We start from the raw sequence: 18482 nt of genomic DNA, 5'->3' as shown, positions 1-18482 counted from the left end.
GGCCACGCCGCCGACGACCACCAGGCCCACGGCGGCGGCTGTGACTCGCAGGACGGTGCGCGGCCGGTCGCCGCCCGGTCGACGCGCGCGGGCGAGCGCCCGACCGACCGCGCCCCGGCGGACCGGGAGCTCGACGAACCGGTACGACAGCTCGGCCAGGGCAAGCACGGCCGCGAGGCGCACCGGGGTCGCGAGCCACGGCGACGTCTCGATGTCGACGCCGGGGCGCGTGAGCATCAGCACGGGCCAGTGCCACAGGTAGATCCCGTACGACCGCTCGCCCACCCAGCGCCACGGCTGGCGCCCGAGCCCGCGGCCCAGCAGGCCGGCGGGGTCGCCGACCGCGCCGACGAGGACGGCGGCCAGGAGCGAGAACGCGAGGAAGCCGCCGCGGTACAGCGCGGCGCTGAACTCGTCGACCCACACGAAGGCCGCGAGGACGCCCACCAGGGCGACGGCGCCGAGCACGTCGGTCACGCCGGCCTCGAACCGCCGCACGGAGTTGCCGCGTTCCCGCGCCCACGACCCCGCCCGCTTCCAGGTGCGCCACGGCATCCACACGGCCGCCATCGCGGCGCCCACCAGCAGGCCCATCGAGTGGGTGTCCGTGCCGAAGTACACGCGGCTCGGGTCGTTGGGCACGGGGACCGAGGCCCGCATCGCCAGGACCGCCATCGCCGCGGTGGAGAGCAGGGCAAGGACGGCCGCGACCTGACCGACTCGCGCGCGACCGGCGCGGAGCGCGAGCAGGATCACGAGCGGGAAGACGAGGTAGAACTGCTCCTCGATCGCCAGCGACCACAGGTGCTGGAGCAGGGGTGGTCGGCTGACCATCTCGAAGTAGGACCGGTCGGCCATGACCTGCCACCAGTTCGACACGTACCCCACGGCTGCGGCGATGTCCCCGCGCAGCTCCGCGGCCTCGCTCGGCATGGCGACGGCCACGCCGGCCATGCCCAGCAGCAGGAGGCCGAGCGCGGGCAGCAGGCGCCGGGCGCGTCGGGCGTAGAACCGCCGGAAGGAGAACCGGCCGGTGCCCTCGACCTCGTCGAGCACGAGCGTGGTGATCAGGTAGCCGGACAGCACGAAGAAGACGTCGACGCCGAGGAAGCCGCCGCGCATCCACGGTGCGCCGAGGTGGTAGATCACGACCCCGGCCACGGCCAGCGCGCGGATCCCGTCGAGCCCGCCCAGGTGCGGCATGCGGGCGGGCGGCGTGCTCGGGCGGTCGACCGGCTCGGCCTCCACGCGTGTCACCAGGGGCGCGGAGCGCTGGGCGGTGACGGTCATGGATCCCCCGGTCGGGTACTCGATCGCGGGAGGCGTGCCCCCCGTGCGGCCAGGTTAGGTCGGGCGGCGCGGCTCAGACCGCGGGGACACGCAGGGGCCGTCAACTCTCCGGGAACCAGATGGCGCGGCGCAGCGCGACGCGCCTGCCGTCGGCGCTCAACGGAGTGCCCTCGTCGGCCAGCAGGTCCAGCGCCCGGCCCAGGTGACGGGCGGGTGGGCTGCCCGCGGCGTTGACCACGCGCCACCACGGCACGCCCGAGCCGGCACGGCTGAGCACCTGCCCCACCTGCCGCGGACCGCCCCGCCGGCGGCCGTCGAGCGCCTCGAGGCGGTCCCCGACCACTTCCGCGATCGTGCCGTAGGTCATCGCGCGCCCCGCGGGGATCTCGTCCACGAGGTCCAGCACGGCCTCGGCGTAGTCGTCGTCCACGGCGCGGTCAGCCGCGCAGGGCGTCGGCGATCGCCGGGAGCGTCCGCGGGTCGGCCTGCACCAGCATCGTCGTCACCGCGGTGGCCTCCCACGCCGGCAGCTGCGCCCGGATGTCGTCGGCCGTGCCCACCAGCGCGATGTCCTGGACCAGCTCGAGCGGCACGGCGGCCGTGGCCCGTGCGCGGTCGCCCGCGAGGTAGTGCGCCTGGATCTCGTCGCACGCCTCGGTGTAGCCCAGCCGGTCGAGCACGGCTCGGTGGTAGTTCGCGCCCTTGGCGCCCATCCCGCCGGCGTACAGCGCGATGAACGGCCGGACGCTGTCGGCGGCGGACTCGACGTCGGCCCCCAGCACGACGGGCACGGTGGCCACGACCTCGAAGTCCTCGACGGCGCTGCGCTCCGGCGACCGGGCCGCGAACCCCTCGGCCAGCAGCGCGCGGTACTCGGCGTCCATGCGCGGCGAGTAGAACAGCGGCAGCCAGCCGTCGGCGATCTCGGCCGACATCGCGATGTTCTTCGGGCCTTCGGCGGCGAGGTGGATCGGCAGGTCGGCACGCAGCGGGTGCACGGTCGAGCGCAGCGCCTTGCCCAGCCCGGCGCCCTCGTCGGGCCCGAGGGGGAGCCGGTAGAACTGCCCGTCGAACGTCACCGGCGCCTCCCGGGCCAGCACCTGCCGCACGATCGCGACGTACTCGCGCGTGCGGGCCAGCGGCCGCGGGTAGGGCTGGCCGTACCAGCCCTCCACCACCTGCGGGCCGGAGGCGCCGAGGCCGAGGACGAAGCGGCCGCCGGAGAGGTGGTCGAGCGTGAGTGCCGCCATCGCGGCGGCGGTCGGGGTGCGGGCCGACAGCTGGGCGATCGCGGTGCCCAGCCGGATGCGCGAGGTGCGCGACCCCCACCACGCGAGCGGCGTCAGGGCGTCGGAACCGTAGGCCTCGGCGGTCCAGACGGAGTCGAACCCGAGCTGCTCCGCGCCCAGGACGGCCTCCTGCGCGCCCGGCGGAGGACCCGCCGACCAGTAGCCCGTGTGGTAGCCCAGCCGCATCGTCAGTCCTCCCGGTCCGGCGTCGCCGTCGACGCCCGCGCCAGGCTACCTGGTACCGCGGGTATCGCGTGCCGGATGGTCGACGCGCGCCCGTGCCGCGAGGGTGTTGAGCAGGGCGGCGCCGGTCGCCGCGTCGTCGACCGTCACGACGAACGACCGCCCGCCCGTGCGCTCCACCTGCAGGCCCTCGCCCGTGCGCAGCACCACGCCCACGCGGCCCGCGCGCCCGACCCGGTAGCCCCAGCCGCCGAACTCGGCGAAGGGGCGGACGGCGACGACCTCGGCCCGCACGACCTCGTCGAGCGGCACGACGAACCGCGGCCACCCCACCGCCGAGCGGACGGTGAGCCCGCGCCGGTCGACGGTGACGGTGAACCAGGTGCTCGTCAGGACCGCGCCGGCGACCACCACGGCGGGGACCAGCACGAACGGCGCCGAGAGCAGGAGCCCGAGGGCCACCACCAGGACGGCGACCCCGCCGCCGACCACCAGCGCCGTACGGCTCTCCGCGTGCGTGACCCAGCTCGCCGACTCGTCCGGGCCGAGCGGCAGGACGACGGCCGACGCGGGGATCGGGTCCGTGGTCGGCTGCCGCAGGTCGCCGGGCGTCAGCCACGCGCCCAGCGCGGCGGCGACGAGGCCGAGCACGAAGGCGAGCGTGACCACCAGGCCGGTCGAGCCGACGTCGGCCGCATCCGTGAGGCCGCGCTGCAGGTCGAGCAGCCCGATCGTGAGCGTCGAGAGGAAGGCCGAGAGCCCGAGCGCGGTGGCGGCGGAGATCCGGCGGACCAGGGCCGTGCGACCCCAGAAGAACGCGAGGGCCCAGCAGGCGATGGCGAGGACCGCCGTGAGGATCGCCGGCGGCCACAGCGCGCCGGCCAGCGAGGAGTAGCCGTCCGGGCCGTCCGTACCGATGTGCACGGCCACCGGGTCCGGCAGCTCGGACGACCAGGCGGTGGCGACGACGAACGTGCTGGCGACGAGCGCGCCGGGCACGACCAGGGTCAGCGCGGTGGTCAGCGCGCGGTGCGGGACGGGGGTCACCGGAGGGCCTCCTTCGCGAGGGTCGTGCGGTGCGGGACCAGAGTCACTGGAGGGTCTCCGTGGCGAGGGGCGGCGCGACGGTGGGCGTCGGGGTCACCGGAGGGCCTCCTTGACGAGCGCGGTGGTGGTCTGCGGCGCGATGCCCAGCGACCGGGCGACGCGGACGAGCGTCTCGATCGCGGCGTGGAGCTCGGCGTTGTCCTGCGCGGAGGCCGTCACCACGGCGCCGCGACCGCGGCGGAGCTCGATCAGCCCCTCGTCCCGCAGGTCCTGGTAGGCGCGCAGGACGGTGTGCAGGTTGATGTCGAGCGACGCGGCGAGCTCCCGCGCCCCGGGGAGGCGTTCGCCGTCCGTCAGCTCGCCTCGCGCGACCGCGGAGCGCACCTGCCCGGCCAGCTGCGCGAACAGCGGGTCGGGCGAGGAGGGGTCGACGCGGAACAGCATGCTGCTCACCCTAGTTGTTAGGCAACAACTAGAACAAGTTCACGCGACTCGCCGGAGAATGCGAAGAACCCGGCCGATGATCGGCCGGGTTCTTCACATTCGTGCGGTGCGGCGTCAGATGTAGATCGCCGGGTCGTCGATCTCGACGTCGAACGGTGCGGCCTTCGGGCGCAGGCGGATCGTCGCGGGGACCCCGACGGCGATCGCCCCGGCGGGGACGTCGTGGATGACGACCGCGTTCGCGCCGATCTGCGCGCCCGGGCCGATCCACACGGGGCCGAGGATCTTGGCCCCGGCGCCCACCACGACCCCGTCGCCGAGGGTCGGGTGCCGCTTGCCGTGGCGCATCGACTTGCCGCCGAGCGTCGACCCGTGGAACAGGACCACGTCGTCGCCCACCTCGGCGGTCTCGCCGATCACGACACCCATGCCGTGGTCGATGAACAACCGACGGCCCAGGCGGGCACCGGGGTGGATCTCGATCCCGGTGACCGCCCGCGCGAGCTGGGAGACCAGTCGCGCGGGCAGCTGCAGGCCGGGCTGGTGCCACATCCGGTGCGCCAGCCGGTACACCCACACCGCGTGCACCCCGGGGTACCCGAGGGCGACCTCGGCGAGCGACCGGGCCGCGGGATCGCGGTGCCGGGCGGCCTCGAGGTCCTCCCTCAGGGTGGCGAGGAGGTGCTGGTGCTCGGGCATGGAGCCTTCGTCCTGTGTGGGGGCGTTCGGGGGGCGGCCGCGGGGCGGGTCAGTCGAGCAGGTCCGCGTAGAGCACGGTCGACAGGTAGCGCTCGCCGAACGACGGGATGATCGCGACGATGAGCTTGCCGGCGTTCTCCGGGCGGTTGGCCAGGATGGTCGCCGCGTGCAGGGCGGCGCCGGACGAGATGCCGACCAGCAGGCCCTCCTCGGCGGCGGCGCGGCGGGCGACCTTCACGGCCGTCTCGGCGTCGACGTCGATGATCTCGTCGTAGACCGTGGTGTCGAGGATCTCGGGCACGAAGTTGGCGCCGATGCCCTGGATCTTGTGCGGGCCGGGGGCTCCGCCGTTGAGGATGGGCGACTCGGCCGGCTCGACGCCGACGATCTGGACGCCCGGCTTGCGGGCCTTGAGCGCCTGGCCGACGCCGGTGATGGTGCCGCCGGTGCCGATGCCGGCGACGAGGATGTCGATCTCGCCGTCCGTGTCGGCCCAGATCTCCTCGGCCGTGGTGGTCCGGTGGATCTCCGGGTTGGCCTCGTTGGCGAACTGACGAGCAAGGATGGCGCCCTCGCGCTCGGCGACGATCTCGTCGGCACGGTTGACCGCGCCCTTCATGCCCTCGGAACCGGGCGTGAGGATCAGCTCCGCGCCGAACGCGCGCAGCAGGGCGCGGCGCTCCTTCGACATCGTCTCCGGCATCGTCAGCACGACCTTGTAGCCGCGGGCCGCGCCGACGAACGCGAGCGCGATGCCCGTGTTGCCGCTGGTGGCCTCGACGATCGTGCCGCCCGGCTTGAGGTCGCCGGACGCCTCGGCCGCGTTGATGATCGCGACGCCGATGCGGTCCTTGACCGAGTTGGCGGGGTTGTAGAACTCGAGCTTGCCGACGACGGTGGCGGGGGCACCGTCGGTGATCTTGTTGATGCGGACCAGCGGGGTGTTGCCGATGAGCGCCGTCGCGTCGTCGTAGATGCGTGCCATGGTTCCTCTTCGGTCGAAGCTGCCGGCTGGCCGGCAGCTGGTGGGGGACTAGCGGAGTCTGGGGCTCCGGCGGCGACTGTGCGCCGGGCGGTCGGCACGGATCGCGGGGGTCCGGGCCTGGGGCGAGCGCTGGCGCGGAAGGCGGTCCCCTCTCACGGGGTCCGCACGCGAAGGAGCAGCCAGCGCTCTACAGACAGCGACAACAGGGCAGCGCCACGCGGGCGCGCACGAGGACGGCGGGGGCGGCAGCCTGCACGCTCATCGCTTCGTCCTCCGGGACCGAGTCGGTCATCGCTCCCGCGACTGCGGGACACGACCGGCCACGACGCTAGCGTCAACGTCGCCGCCCGCGCAAAGCATCCCCATCAGGTGGACGGCCCGTCGATCCCCACCGCGCGCAGCCAGGCCTCGGCGAGCAGCCCGTGGCCCGCGGGCGTGGGGTGAACGCCGTCGTACGCCCACGCCGCGGGGGTGGTGCGGACGGCCGCGGCCGCGAAGAGCCCGTCCGCGGGCACGAGCACCGCGCGGTGCTCAGCCGCCACCCGGCGCACCACAGCGAGGCGGGGGTCGAGGTCCTCGCGCCAGGCGTGCTGGTCGGCCCGGACGGGCACGAGGAAGGGCTCGACGAGCACCAGCCTGTCCGCCGTGGAGCTGATGGCCCGCAGGTTCTCCTCGTACTCCTCGGTCGACGTCGGCGTGCCGGAGTCGTAGCGGCGCCACGTGTCGTTGATGCCGACCAGGATCGAGACGACGGTCGGCGCGAGGGCGACCGCGTCCTGCCCCCACCGTGCGCGCAGCATCCCGGACGTGTCGCCGCCGACACCGCGGTTGAGGAACGTGAGGTCGAGGTCCGGCCGGCGCGCGCCCGCGAGCGCCGCGACGATGCCGGCGTACCCGTTCCCCAGGCTCGACGGGTCGGTGCGGTCACGGCCCCAGTCGGTGATGGAGTCGCCCGTGAGCAGGACACGGTCGTGGGGCTGCAGGAACGTCACGGCGGCACGCTAGCGAACGGCTACCCCTCCGCGGGCGTGATGTTCACCAGCCAGTGGGTGCCGAACTTGTCGTCCAGCATGCCGAAGGTGGCCCCCCAGGGGGCGGCGGCCAGCGGGACGACGATCGTCGCGCCGTCGGCCAGCTTGTCCCAGTAGCCCCGCAGCTCGGTCTCGTCCTCGCCGCTGATCGAGACCGACACGTTGCTCTGCGCGGCGAGCTCCATCGAGCTCGGGGTGTCGGCGCCCATGAGGACGAACCCGCTGGGCGTCTCGAGCTGCCCGTGCATGATGTTGTCGACCTCGGCCGGGTCCTCGCTCGCGTGGAACTCCCCGAACGTGCTGAGCGTCAGCTCGCCGCCGAACACGGACTGGTAGAACTCCATGGCCGGGCGCGCGGTGTCGCGGAAGTTCAGGTAGGGGTTCAGGTACGTGGCCACAGGGGTCTCCTTCGACGGTGGTCGGCTGGTGCCTTTCACCTTTCCACGGCCCTCCGACATGCAACAGGATCGGTGTCCATGGATCGCCTCGAGGCGGCGCACCGACGGCTGCACGTGCAGCACCTGTCCGGACCGCCGCTGCCCGACCCGGCCACGGTGGTGCGGCACCTGGGTGCGGTGCAGGCGCAGGAGCTCGCGATGGCCACGTGGTCCCTGGGGCAGCGGTCGGCCGACGCGGACGCCGCCGCGGTCCAGGCCGCGCTCGACGCCGGCACCGTCCTGCGCACCCATGCGATGCGGCCGACCTGGCACTTCGTCGCGCCGCAGGACCTGCGGTGGATCCAGGCGCTGACCGGGCCGCGCGTGCGGCAGCTCAGCCGCTACTACGAGCGCCGGTCGGGGATCGACGACGCGCTGGTGGACCGCGCGACCGCGACGATGGCCGACGCCCTGGTCGGCGGCGACCACCTGACGCGCCACGAGCTCGCCGCCGCGCTGGCCGCCGCCGGGATCGACGCGGACGGGGTACGGCTCGCGTACCTGGTGATGGCGGCGGAGCTGGCCGCAGTGATCGTCAGCGGCGAGCGCCGCGGCGCGCAGCAGACCTACGCGCTCGTCGACGCACGCGTGCCGCCCGCCGCACCGCTCGAGCCCGACGAGGCGCTCGCCGAGCTGACGCGCCGCTACTTCGTCGGCCACGGCCCGGCCACGGTCAAGGACTTCGCGTGGTGGTCCAGCCTGACCCTGACCCAGGTCCGCCGCGGGCTGGCGATCGTCGGCGACGAGCTCGTGTCCGCGGACGTCGACGGCCTGACCTGCTGGTTCGCGCCGTCGGACCCGCCGGTCCGCGACCCGTCGCCCACCGTGCACGTGCTGCAGGGGTACGACGAGTACGGGGTCGCCTACACGGAGAGCCGCCGCGTCCTCAACATCGCCGACCGCGTCCTCGCCCCCGCGAACGCGAACCAGGTGATCCAGCCGCTGCTGCTCGACAGCCAGGGGATCGGGTGGTGGCGACGGGTGGTCGGGCGGGACCAGCTCACCGCGGAGCTGACCCTCGCCGTCGACCTGACCGCTGCCGAGAAGGGTGCGGTCGACGTCGCTTTCGACCGGCTGGCGGCCTTCGCCGGGGTGCCGGTCAGGGTCGAAGTGGACAAGTGACCAGGAACCGTGTACTGTTCCATCTTGGATCTCCCGGTCTGCGCGGTGGTGTCAGCATCCCATCGCGAAGGATCGGCCCGGATGTGGAACGCGTCGCTACGAGAGTGACTGACGGCCATGGTCCGGGTGGCTGATCTTCGACAGCCCCCAATGGCGCTGGGGGCGGTTCAAGCCGCGCGCAACAAGGACAAGCGGGCGCGGTGGGCGAAGGCCAACAGGTGCTGACGGACATGCGGCCCCGGTGCAGCCCGCGACGAGAGTCGCGGCGCAGCACCGGGGCCGTTGTCGTCCCTCACCCCTGGTAGAGCCAGATCACGTTGGCGTCGGGGTCCCGCACCGCCGACGCGCGCGGCATCCCCTCCGAGTCGTGCGGGCCGAGGACCTCGGTCGCGCCGGCGGCGAGCGCTCGGCGGTGCGCCGCGTCGAGGTCGTCGACGAGCAGGCCGATCGTCGCCGGACCGGCGGCGCCCGGGTAGTCGGCCGTCTGCAGGTGCACGAGGAAGAAGTCGCTCTCGCCGTACCGGCCGAAGACGAAGCCGGAGAAGTCCTCGTCCGCGGTGCGCTGGGTCACCTCGCAGTCGAACCCGAACGCGTCGATGTAGAACGCGGCCGCGGCGTCCCGGTCGCCGACGAGCAGCTTGATCTGCACGGGACGGGCGCCGGCGGCGCGGGCAGGGGAGGGCAGGCCCTCGTCGGCGATCCGCTCGGCGTCTCCGAGGCTGGCCGCGATCCGCGCGCGCTCGCGCTCGAGGCGGGCCCGGTGCGCGTCGAGGACGGCCGGGGCACCGTCGGGGTCGTCGAGGACCCTGCGGGTGTCCTCGACCGACAGGTCGGTCCACCGCAGCGAGCGGATATGCCTCGCGCGCTCCAGCTGCTCGGGCCGGTAGTAGCGGTACCCGGTCGCCTCGTCGACGCGCCGGCACCAGCAGGCCGACGTCGTCGTAGTGCCGCAGCGTGTGCACGGAGAGGCCGCAGAGGCGCCCGAACCGGCCGATCGTCAGGTCGTCGATGTCCACAGCAGAACTGTGGACCTTCGGGTGGCCCGAGGGTCAACCGTCCGTGCGGAGGGCGCGCAGGTCGTCGAGGTCGCCGCCGAACACGTTGACGTCGATGTACGACTCCCGCCCGTCGTACCCGTCGAGACGGTCGCGCTGCGAGTACTGCCAGAACGTCCATCGCCCGCCGCCGGCCAGGTGCGGCGGCGCGTACACGGCCCGGATCCAGATCGGCGTCCCCGGGAAGTGGCCGGCGACGTACCGGCCGTAGGCGGCCTGGGTCGCGTAGATCACCGGTTCGAGGCCGTAGTGCTCCCGCAGCATGGCGACCACCGTCGTCAGCTCCGCGCGCACCGTCTCGGGGTCGGGTGGGTGCCCGACGTACGTCCCGTAGTGCTCGACGTCGATCGCGACCGGGAGCAGGTCGTCGTCGGCCGGGACCGTGGCGATGATCTGCTCGGCCTGGGACCGACCGGGGCTCTCGAAGCTGAAGAAGTGGTAGGCGCCGACGAGGAGCCCGGCGTCGCGAGCGCCCCGCAGGTTGTCGCGGAACCGGGCGTCGACGAACCCCGACCCCTCGGTCGCCTTCACGTAGGCGAAGTCGACGTCCTGCTCGGCGAGCGTCCGCCAGTCGATCGTCCCCTGGTACGCCGACACGTCGACGCCACGCACGTCGTAGCGCGCGGCGAGGAGGCGGTTCGGCCACAGGACGCCGTTCACGACGAGCACGGCGAGCACCACGCCGACTGCGGCGAGGGTCACCAGGGCCGTCCGTGCGCGAGCGGTGGGCATCGGCGAAGTCTGGCGCACAGCGGCTTCGTCCGGGGGTCTTTCGTCATGCATACGCGGCCGGCACGCGCAGGACGATGGAACGAGGGCGTTCGACCCAGGACAGGAGACCGACATGCTGCTGAGCTACACCGAGGGCTGGCTCCGCCTGACCGGCAACGACCGGCGGCAGCACTTCTTCCGCGACGGCATGAGCGTGTGCGGCCGGTTCGTCACGCCGGAGACCCGGTTCCCGGAGGACGACGGCCCGGACAGCGGCGAGTGCCCCGGCTGCCGGCACATCGTCGACAGCGAGCAGGGCCAGACCCGGTACTGATCCGACGGGTCGGCGGGGTGCGCGGCTCGGGGAGGGTCAGGTCGAGCACACCGTGACGTCGGCCGTGGCCGGTCCGGTCACGGGACGAGCGGCAGCACCAGGCGCGTCTCGTTCAGCTCCGGCGCGGCGACCTCCGACGGGTCCGTGACGTAGACCTCGAGGAAGTCGCCCCGCATCTGGGCGGTCTGGCCCGAGAACCACGCCCGGAGCTCGCTCCAGGCGCCGGGGAGGCTGTCGTAGCCGCCGACGTGGACCGCGACCGCGGCCGGCCCGCCGGGGAGCTCGACGACCTCGACCCCGCTGCCGAGGGTCCGGACCTCCTCCGCGCCGACCCAGAAGCCGGCCTCGAGGTCGACCGAGTCTGTCGGCATGTCGCGGTACCAGCCGAACGCCGGCCCCGTGACGGTCAGTCCCGCCGCCGCGACCTCCTCCGCGACGAGGCGGTAGGCGCGGTCGTAGAACTCGGGCAGGGCGTCCATGGCGACGCGCTCGCGCAGCACCGCGACGCGCGCGGTGGGCTGGTCCTCGACGGTGATGTCCACGGTGCTCCTCCTGGGGTGGTCAGACCGCCCGGCGTGCGAGCCGCAGCACCGGGATCGTGCGCGCCGTGCGCTGCTCGTAGGAACGGAACCCTGCCGAGCGGGCGGTGAACCGCGCCCAGCCCGCGTCGCGCTCGTCACCGGTGAGGTTCGTCGCGTGCACCGCCACGGTCCCGTCGTCGGGCGTCTCGATCTCGACGTCCGGGTGTGCGAGCAGGTTGAAGTACCAGCTGGGGTTCTCCGGCGCGCCGCCCTTGGAGGCGGCGACGAGCCACGCGTCCGGGTCGACCCGGATCCCGGCGACGGGGCTGACGCGCTCGGTCCCGGTCCTGGCGCCCCGATGGTGCAGGAGGACGAGGCCCTTGCCGAAGCCGTTCGTCCGGACGTCGCCCCCGTTCGCGCGGAACTCGTCGATGATCTGCTGGTTCCAGTCGCTCATGCGGCCAGTGTCATGTCGAGCCGCACCTTCGCGCGACCCGGTGAGAGACGGGCGGCGCGTTGGCGCGATCCCTGCCCCGCGGTCTCGTCGGAAAAGGTCTGCCCACGGGGTGCCCGAAAAGCGCAAAATAGGACGTACGGCACGCTTTGTCGCTGCAGGGAGGCAGACATGAGCGCAGAGAACCCGTGGCAGATGCCCGCGATCGGTCGGTTCCGGTCCCCGTTCGGGCCGCGGGAGGCCCCGGTCGCGGGCGCATCGACGTTCCACCGCGGCGTCGACATCGCCCCACCCGAGCCGGGCCAGACCGGCCAACCCGTGCGTGCCGTCGCGGCGGGCACGGTGTGCAAGTCCGCGAAGCACAGCGTGCGGGGCTTCTTCGTGCAGATCCGGCACGACGACGGCTCGACCACGCACTACCAGCATCTCGCCGAGGCGGGAGCGCCCCTCGACCGCGTCGTCGCCATGGGCGAGCAGATCGGGACGATGGGCGCGACGGGCAACCCTCTCGTCGGGATCCACCTCCACTTCAAGACCTATCCCGCCGGCGCCAAGTCCAACCTCGACAACACCGACGTCGACCCCGAGCTGTTCATGGCCGAACGGGGCGTCGACCTGAAGACCGGGGCGATCACCCCGGCGACAACCACGACAGAGGAGGACGACATGGCAAGCATGATTCGCATCATCTACGACCTCGGGCGCGGTAGGTCCCGGGCGTTCGGCTCGACCGCCATCTACAACGAGACGCTCGGCTGGGTCCAGACCTCCACGGGCACGGGCCCCCGCGACGAGCTCGATGCGTATACCGCGTCCGCCGGGTCGCTCGGCTTCAAGATCAGCACCGTCAGGGTCAACCGTGACGGGTGGCTGCTCTCGCAACGGTGGGCGCGCCCCTGACCTCGAGGACGCCACCGCCGACGCCAGGAGCGGGGGCCACCTCATTGCCAGTGGGAGCTGAGTAGGAACCGAGCCGGCACGGTAGAGCGGGCCGCGGCGGGAGAGGTCTGGGCAGCGCACCATGCCGTCTGCCCCGTCTTCTCGACGCGCATGGCGACGTCGGGCGTCGACCCCCTTCATCAAGCGGGAAGATGGGGGCGTCGCCGACGTCGATTCCGCCAGCAGAAGGAGCCGCTGTGTCCAGCCTGCCTCGACTCGAGCGCACAGCTGGCCACACCCAGCTCATCGTCGACGGGTCGCCTTTCCTGTGCCTCGGTGGCGAGCTGCACAATTCGAGCTCCTCCGACTCTGCGTACATGGCTCCCGTGTGGGCGTCACTGGAGAGATCCGGGATCAACTCGGTCGTCGCTGCGGTCGGGTGGGATCAGGTGGAGCCGACCGAGGGCGCGTTCGACTTCGAGGTTGTCGACAACCTTCTTGCCGGTGCGCGGTCCGCCGGAGTGCGTCTCGTCCTGATCTGGTTCGGTGCGTTCAAGAACGCGTCGTCCACCTATGCGCCGACGTGGGTTCGTGCGGATCCGGTCCGCTTCGAACGCGCAAGCCTCGGATTGTCCCCGTTCCCGGCGCCCTTCACCTACGACGGCTCCATGCCGCGGCCGGTGCTCTCCGTGTTCTCGAGCGCGCTTCGGGCGGCCGATCGAACCGCGTACGCGGCCCTGATGGCGCACGTCGCACGCGTCGACGCGGAGCACACCATCGTCCTCATGCAGGTGGAGAACGAGGTCGGCCTGCTCGGTGCCAGCCGTGATCACTCGGGACCGGCCGCCAAGGCGTGGAGCTCGCCGATACCGTCGGAACTGCTCGAGACGGTGCGCGACAACCCCGAGAGCTTCCACCATGACGTTGTCGCGCTGTTCTCAGAGACCGCCGGAGAAGGCCTGTCGTGGGCGGACCGCTTCGGCGACAACAATGCCGTGGCCGACGAGGTGTTCATGGCGTGGGGTTGGGGTCAGTACGTCGGCGACCTGGCCGCTGCAGGGAAGTCGATCAAAGCGTTGCCGGCGTATGCGAATGCGTGGCTGGGTCCGCAGCCGGGCCAGGACGAGCCCGGCCGATATCCGAGCGGGGGACCGACGGCGCGGATGAGCGGGATCTGGCGTATCGCCGGGCCCGCGCTCGATTTCGTCGCCCCAGACATCTATGTCCACGACAGCGAGCCCGTCATGCGGGAGTACGCGTCCGCGACCAGTGCGCTCTTCATTCCGGAGGCGCGAGTGCTGACCGGCGACGCGTTCCGTGCGATCGGCGGCTTCGATGCCATCGGCTACCACGTCTTCGGGGTCGACGACGTCCGCGAGGGCAGTCAGCTGTTCGACGCGTTCCGGCAGATCCTCGCCCTCGCACCCCAGATCGTCGATGCGCAACGTGACGGCCGGATCATGGGGTTTGCGCTCGACGAGGGCACCGAATCGGTCACCGCGACGCTCGACTCCATGACCGTCGTGGCCAGAAGCGCACCGAAGCTCCTGGCGAAGATGCTTCTCGACATCGGTGTCCGGCTTCCCGAGCCCGTGACCCGGCCGAGCGAGTCGATCAACGACTCCCACGGGCCGCAGCCGGCCGACCCCAGGCCCTTCGGCATCGTGATCGCGACCGGTCCGCTCGAGTTCGTCGCGATCGGTCAGCGCGCGATGCTCGACTTCAGCCGAGACGGATCACACGTCGAGATCGACAGCGTGCGCGAGCTGCGCCTCCGCGACGGCAACCTCGTCGAGGGACGCCTCCTCAACGGGGATGAGCGGCTCACGATTCTCGGATCCGACGCCGTGACCGCCGTCAGGATCACGCTGCTCGCGCTCTGAGCGCGGGTCCACGACGACGGCGCTGACTGTCTGGGTGTCAGTCCGCTCATGGCGCGTCCACGTCGCTGTGCGGCGCTGCGAGCAGCTACGTGCGGCGCGGCTTGGTGCCCGAGTGGTCCGGCAGCCGGCGGCGCTGCCAGGCGTCGATGATGTGCGAGTACATCGCGTGCTCGGCCGCCTCGGTGGTGCGGGCCTCGATCGTCGCGAACACGGCTTCGTGCTCGCGCAGCGTCCGCTCGTGGAACGACGGCGGTGTCATGCCGTGGTACCGCGCGCTGTCGCGCGCACGCTCGAACAGCGACCGGGCGATGCTCTCGGCGAGCCGGTTGCCGGAGATCTCCATGACGATGTCGTGGAAGCGCACGTCGGACGCACCGAAGGCGCTGGGGTCGTCGAGCGACGCGCGCATGGACTCCAAGGCCTGCCGCAGCGCCTCGAGCTCCTCCGCGCGGTTCTCGGTGTCGGCAGTCAACATCGTCGGCGAGAGCGCCCGCTCCGAGTCGGCATCGCCGACCGACGTCACGGCACCGGTCGTGGCGCTCGTGTGCCCGAGCAGCCCGGTGCTCCTCGGTGCCTCGGCGGCCGCTTCGTGGTCAGCGACCGAGGAGGAGCACGGCTCCGGCCTGGCGACACCGTCGAGCGGGACCGTCAGCCTGGACACGTCGACCGTCGGCGCCAAGACCGCAGAAGCCCCCGCGGCGACTGCTGTCGACAACGCAGGCAATGCCTCCGTCGCCGTGAGCTGCAGCTACTCGGTCGTCTACGACTGGCACGGCTTCGTAGCCCCCGTCGACATGGGAGGCGTCGTGAACTCGGTCAAGGCCGGGAGCGCGGTCCCGATGAAGTTCAGCCTCCACGGCGATCAGGGCACGGGCGTCGTGGCGGCAGGTTCGCCGACCGTCGCGTTCGGATCGTGCTCTCCCACGGCGCCGGTCGACGCGATCGAGGAGACCGTCAGCGCCGGTGCCAGCGGTCTGCAGTACGACCCCGCCTCGGACCAGTACGTCTACGTCTGGAAGACGGACAAGTCCTGGGCCGGGAAGTGCGCCACGTTCTCGTTGAAGCTCGACGACGGGACGACGCACAGCGCGCTGTTCACCTTCCGGAAGTAGCACGAGGGATGCCGCGTGTCGCCGACGAACGGCGGCACGCGGCATCTTTGCGCCCAGGTGCGGCGGACCGCGCCCGGCTTCGGCTTGGGCGAGGCTGCGACCCATCGCCGGGAGGCGCCGCCGTCGCGGGTCGGCGGCCCGAGCCGCGAGCACATCGGGAGGGAGCGGACGACGGGAATCGAACCCGCGTAGCCAGTTTGGAAGACTGGGGCTCTACCATTGAGCTACGTCCGCACTGGTCCCGGCTCCGTGGAGCCCGGACTGCGGCACCCAGGGTACCGGGTGCAGGAGGGCGTCTCGTGCACCCGCGTCGCCCGTGAGGGTCGCTGCCGGGTGCGCACGGGGTGTGGCGCAGGTTGGTAGCGCGTCCGCTTTGGGAGCGGAAGGTCGTGGGTTCGAATCCCGCCACCCCGACAGCTCTTCCGACCCCCGGGGTGCGCGCGGCTCCCCGGTTCGCGGGGTCCGCGGCGACACACTGGCGGTGTGCTGCACCTGCGGATCTCGAGCCCGACGCACCTGACGCAGGACGTCGTCGCCGCGCTCGAGCGCGCGCCCGCGGTGAGCAGCCTCGCCGTGCTCGACGGCGCCTCGCGCCGCCCCCCGGGCGACGTCGTGCTCGCCGACGTGGCGAGGGAGGCGGCCAACGACATCCTCGACGAGCTCCTGGAGCTCGGCGTGCAGCGCGAGGGCACGCTGAAGGTCGAGCCCGTGGACACGTGGGTGTCCCAGCGGGGCTACGACGCCGAGCGCATCGCCCCGGGCAGCAGCGCCGACGCCGTCGTCTGGATCGACGTCACCCGGCGCGCGTACGCCGAGTCGGAGCTCAACTGGACCTACCTGAGCTTCATGACCTTCGCGACCCTCATCGCGGCGATCGCGATCGTGCTCGACTCGCAGATCCTCGTCATCGGCGCCATGGTCCTCGGGCCGGAGTTCGGGCCGATCGCGGCGCTCGGCATCGCGCTGGTCCGCCGTCGGTCCCACCTGCTGCGGATCGCGCTCTGGACGCTGGTGGTCGGGTTCCTGATCGCCATCCTGCTCGCGTGCGTCGCCTCGCTCGTGGCCAAGCAGCTCGGCTGGGTGACGCTGGAGCAGGTGACGGCACCCCGCCCGGACACGGCGTTCATCTACACGCCCGACAAGTGGTCGCTCATCGTGGCCGTCATCGCCGGCGCCGCAGGCGTGCTGTCGCTGACGTCCGCGCGGGTGGGCGCGCTGGCGGGCGTGTTCATCTCGGTCACCACCGTGCCGGCGGCGGGGAACGTCGCGCTCGGCCTCGCGTTCGCGCAGTGGGACGAGGTCCGGGGTAGCGCGCTGCAGCTCGGGGTCAACATCGTCGGCATGGCCCTCGCGGGCTGGCTGACGCTGGTCTTCCAGAAGACCGTGTGGAACCGGTTCGCCGAGCGTCGCGAGAGGCTGCGCGAGAAGATCCTGCGCCGCCGCTGAGCGGGGGATGTATCAGGGCGAATCGCCCGCGGTCTTGTTCGGGGACTGTCCCCGACACCCCTGGGAGCTCCCCACCATGAGCAGGATCCTGTTCACCCTCACGCCCGTGACCGGCCACGTGCGACCCGCGCTGCCCCTGGCCCGCGCCCTCGTCGAGGAGGGACACGACGTCGTCGTCTACACCGGTCGCAAGTTCGCGCAGGCGGTCAGCGCGACCGGTGCCAAGCACGCCCCGATCGTGCAGGGGCGCGACCTCGACGACGCCGCCCTCGACGCCTGGTCGCTCGAGCACGGCGCACCGGCCCCCGGCATCAGGCGGCTCCAGTGGGACGTGCTCCACCACTTCGTCGAGACCGTGCCGGGCTTCCTGGCCGACATCGACGGCCTCGTGGCGGCGGAGCGCCCCGACGTGATCGTCACCGACAACGCGTTCCTGGCGGGAGCCATCGCGGCCCGGCGGCACGACCTGCCCTCGGTGCTGTTCTCGGTCTCGCCCCTCGCGATCTCGAGCAAGGACACCGCCCCGTTCGGCCTGGGCCTGCAGCCGCCCCGCACCGGTCTCGACGGCCTCCGGTACGCGCTGCTCGACTGGTTCACGCGCAGGGTCGTGTTCCGGGACGCCCAGGCGGCCGCCGAGCGCGTGGTGGCAGACGCGGGCCAGCCCGTCCCCGACGGCTTCTTCTTCGACTGGGCGCAGACGGCGGTCACCCGCGTGCTGCACACGTCGGTGCCGTCGTTCGAGTACCCGCGCTCGGACCTCCCCGACAACGTCGAGCTCGTGGGACCCTTCCTGCCCGCCGGCATCGACCGGTTCACGCCCCCGGCATGGTGGGCGGACGTCCTCGAGGCCCGGGCGACCGGGCGCCCCGTCGTGCTGGTCACGCAGGGCACCGTCGCGACCGACCCCGAGCGGCTGCTGTGGCCCGCGATCGACGCGCTGTCCGACGAGGACGTCCTGGTCGTCGCGACCACCGAGGACCTCGGGTACGGCGCGAACGTGCGGGCGACGCCGTTCGTCCCGTTCGACCGGCTGCTGCCGCTCGTGGACGTCATGGTCACCAACGGCGGCTTCGGTGGCGTGCAGCAGGCGCTCGCGGCCGGGGTGCCGGTCGTCGTCGCGGGGCGCACCGAGGACAAGGCCGAGGTGGGCGCGCGGGTGGTCTGGTCCGGCGTCGGGCTCGCGATCGACACCGACAAGATCACCGACGCGACCACGTCGCAGGCCGTGCGCGAGGGCGTGCGCCGGGTCCTGGACAACCCGTCCTTCGCGCGCCGGGCGGGCGAGCTGGCGGCCGAGTACGCGGAGTACGACGGCGTCGCCCGCGCGGCGTCGGTCGTCACGGAGGTCGCGGGTGCCGGTCGCTGAGCGGGTGCCGACGGCGTGGGCGGTCCCACAGCCTGCAGGCTTGGGACCGCCGCCCGCCGTGGCGTAAGGTCGAGGGTCGCCAGCGTGCGGTCGTCGGCCCCCTCCCCGGGGTGGAAGTGCGACGGTGCGCGGCCCTGACACCACGGAGATCGCCGGAGTCGCCGGCGCCCGCCCCGATCAGTTGGAGACCATCG

The 18482-nt window shown here is 72.6% G+C and carries 21 protein-coding genes, 2 tRNA genes and 2 pseudogenes; 8 read left to right on the top strand and 17 right to left on the bottom strand.

The features are described 5' to 3' along the window. The 9 genes from AC1DT4_RS17645 to AC1DT4_RS17605 form a co-directional block, all read right to left on the bottom strand. Positions 1-1290 (bottom strand): acyltransferase family protein (locus AC1DT4_RS17645; RefSeq protein ID WP_477091084.1); only part of this gene is annotated, 1290 nt, incomplete at its 3' end. Between the two features lie 100 nt (positions 1291-1390). Continuing rightward, on the bottom strand, positions 1391-1720 hold the full coding sequence (locus tag AC1DT4_RS17640) for an MGMT family protein (protein ID WP_477091083.1): 330 nt from the start codon (positions 1718-1720) through the stop codon (positions 1391-1393). A 7-nt stretch (positions 1721-1727) separates the two neighbouring features. Then, a complete protein-coding gene (locus tag AC1DT4_RS17635) occupies positions 1728-2765 on the bottom strand; it encodes an LLM class F420-dependent oxidoreductase (protein WP_477091082.1) in 1038 nt (345 codons plus the stop codon). Positions 2766-2810: 45 nt separating this feature from the next. Then, entirely contained in the window at positions 2811-3809 is a 999-nt protein-coding gene (locus tag AC1DT4_RS17630; protein ID WP_477091081.1) for a DUF1648 domain-containing protein, read from the bottom strand. A 93-nt stretch (positions 3810-3902) separates the two neighbouring features. Further along, positions 3903-4253 carry a GntR family transcriptional regulator gene (locus AC1DT4_RS17625; RefSeq protein WP_477091080.1) on the bottom strand — a complete coding sequence of 117 codons (351 nt, stop codon included), beginning with the start codon at positions 4251-4253 and terminating at the stop codon, positions 3903-3905. 114 nt (positions 4254-4367) lie between these two features. Then, positions 4368-4952: a serine O-acetyltransferase EpsC gene (gene epsC / locus AC1DT4_RS17620; RefSeq protein WP_477091079.1), complete on the bottom strand. Its 585-nt coding sequence runs from the start codon at positions 4950-4952 to the stop codon at positions 4368-4370. A gap of 49 nt (positions 4953-5001) precedes the next feature. Continuing rightward, positions 5002-5937 (bottom strand): cysteine synthase A, encoded by a 936-nt coding sequence (gene cysK, locus AC1DT4_RS17615; RefSeq protein WP_477091078.1) that lies wholly within the window; start codon positions 5935-5937, stop codon positions 5002-5004. Positions 5938-6302: 365 nt separating this feature from the next. After that, complete coding sequence (locus tag AC1DT4_RS17610) at positions 6303-6929, bottom strand: SGNH/GDSL hydrolase family protein (RefSeq protein ID WP_477091077.1); 627 nt, start codon at positions 6927-6929, stop codon at positions 6303-6305. Between the two features lie 20 nt (positions 6930-6949). Continuing rightward, entirely contained in the window at positions 6950-7366 is a 417-nt protein-coding gene (locus AC1DT4_RS17605) for a VOC family protein (RefSeq protein ID WP_477091076.1), read from the bottom strand. 78 nt (positions 7367-7444) lie between these two features. On the opposite strand from AC1DT4_RS17605, the gene AC1DT4_RS17600 reads away from it, so the two are divergent. Further along, positions 7445-8527 carry a winged helix DNA-binding domain-containing protein gene (locus AC1DT4_RS17600; protein WP_477091075.1) on the top strand — a complete coding sequence of 361 codons (1083 nt, stop codon included), beginning with the start codon at positions 7445-7447 and terminating at the stop codon, positions 8525-8527. A gap of 292 nt (positions 8528-8819) precedes the next feature. Here the strand turns inward: AC1DT4_RS17600 and AC1DT4_RS17595 are convergent, their stop codons facing one another. The 4 genes and pseudogenes from AC1DT4_RS17595 to AC1DT4_RS17580 all read right to left on the bottom strand — a co-directional run bounded on the left by AC1DT4_RS17595 (position 8820) and on the right by AC1DT4_RS17580 (position 10314). Next, complete coding sequence (locus AC1DT4_RS17595) at positions 8820-9176, bottom strand: VOC family protein (RefSeq protein WP_477091074.1); 357 nt, start codon at positions 9174-9176, stop codon at positions 8820-8822. Between the two features lie 159 nt (positions 9177-9335). Continuing rightward, positions 9336-9422, bottom strand: a pseudogene (locus AC1DT4_RS17590) (MerR family transcriptional regulator); the annotation flags it as partial. Between the two features lie 22 nt (positions 9423-9444). Beyond that, positions 9445-9543, bottom strand: a pseudogene (locus tag AC1DT4_RS17585) (MerR family DNA-binding transcriptional regulator); the annotation flags it as partial. 33 nt (positions 9544-9576) lie between these two features. Beyond that, the gene (locus AC1DT4_RS17580) at positions 9577-10314 is read right to left on the bottom strand and encodes a GH25 family lysozyme (RefSeq protein WP_477091073.1); all 738 of its coding nucleotides are present in this window, start codon (positions 10312-10314) and stop codon (positions 9577-9579) included. A gap of 112 nt (positions 10315-10426) precedes the next feature. On the opposite strand from AC1DT4_RS17580, the gene AC1DT4_RS17575 reads away from it, so the two are divergent. Next, positions 10427-10627: a hypothetical protein gene (locus tag AC1DT4_RS17575; protein ID WP_477091072.1), complete on the top strand. Its 201-nt coding sequence runs from the start codon at positions 10427-10429 to the stop codon at positions 10625-10627. Between the two features lie 77 nt (positions 10628-10704). Here the strand turns inward: AC1DT4_RS17575 and AC1DT4_RS17570 are convergent, their stop codons facing one another. Together AC1DT4_RS17570 and AC1DT4_RS17565 are read right to left on the bottom strand one after the other, a co-directional pair. Next, positions 10705-11169: a GyrI-like domain-containing protein gene (locus tag AC1DT4_RS17570; RefSeq protein ID WP_477091071.1), complete on the bottom strand. Its 465-nt coding sequence runs from the start codon at positions 11167-11169 to the stop codon at positions 10705-10707. Between the two features lie 19 nt (positions 11170-11188). After that, the gene (locus AC1DT4_RS17565; RefSeq protein ID WP_477091070.1) at positions 11189-11605 is read right to left on the bottom strand and encodes a nitroreductase/quinone reductase family protein; all 417 of its coding nucleotides are present in this window, start codon (positions 11603-11605) and stop codon (positions 11189-11191) included. A 168-nt stretch (positions 11606-11773) separates the two neighbouring features. Here AC1DT4_RS17565 and AC1DT4_RS17560 point away from each other — a divergent pair, with 168 nt between their 5' ends. Both AC1DT4_RS17560 and AC1DT4_RS17555 read left to right on the top strand, forming a co-directional pair. Further along, positions 11774-12502, top strand: a complete 729-nt coding sequence (locus AC1DT4_RS17560) for a M23 family metallopeptidase (RefSeq protein WP_477091069.1) — start codon at positions 11774-11776, stop codon at positions 12500-12502. A 236-nt stretch (positions 12503-12738) separates the two neighbouring features. Continuing rightward, entirely contained in the window at positions 12739-14364 is a 1626-nt protein-coding gene (locus AC1DT4_RS17555; RefSeq protein WP_477091068.1) for a DUF5597 domain-containing protein, read from the top strand. Between the two features lie 85 nt (positions 14365-14449). Here AC1DT4_RS17555 and AC1DT4_RS17550 read toward each other — a convergent pair whose 3' ends face one another. Next, positions 14450-14773, bottom strand: a complete 324-nt coding sequence (locus AC1DT4_RS17550; protein WP_477091067.1) for a FadR/GntR family transcriptional regulator — start codon at positions 14771-14773, stop codon at positions 14450-14452. Here AC1DT4_RS17550 and AC1DT4_RS17545 point away from each other — a divergent pair. After that, positions 14772-15476, top strand: coding sequence for a PxKF domain-containing protein (locus AC1DT4_RS17545; RefSeq protein ID WP_477091066.1), 705 nt, complete (start codon positions 14772-14774; stop codon positions 15474-15476). The two genes, AC1DT4_RS17550 and AC1DT4_RS17545, sit on opposite strands and share 2 nt — an antisense overlap. 163 nt (positions 15477-15639) lie before the next feature. On the opposite strand, the gene AC1DT4_RS17540 is transcribed toward AC1DT4_RS17545, so the two are convergent. Continuing rightward, a tRNA-Gly gene (locus AC1DT4_RS17540) sits at positions 15640-15710 on the bottom strand. 106 nt (positions 15711-15816) lie between these two features. Between AC1DT4_RS17540 and AC1DT4_RS17535 the strand changes: the two genes are divergently transcribed. From AC1DT4_RS17535 to AC1DT4_RS17525, 3 genes are all read left to right on the top strand, one after another. Then, positions 15817-15890 (top strand) — tRNA-Pro (locus AC1DT4_RS17535). Between the two features lie 69 nt (positions 15891-15959). Then, the gene (locus AC1DT4_RS17530; RefSeq protein ID WP_477091065.1) at positions 15960-16922 is read left to right on the top strand and encodes a DUF389 domain-containing protein; all 963 of its coding nucleotides are present in this window, start codon (positions 15960-15962) and stop codon (positions 16920-16922) included. Between the two features lie 76 nt (positions 16923-16998). Further along, entirely contained in the window at positions 16999-18288 is a 1290-nt protein-coding gene (locus AC1DT4_RS17525; RefSeq protein ID WP_477091064.1) for a glycosyltransferase, read from the top strand. Positions 18289-18482 lie beyond the last annotated feature (194 nt).

The sequence above is a fragment of the Cellulomonas sp. P4_D11 genome (assembly GCF_056401915.1).
The sequence above is the reverse complement of the archived record's forward strand: the minus strand, read 5'-3'. Positions and strand labels throughout refer to the sequence as shown.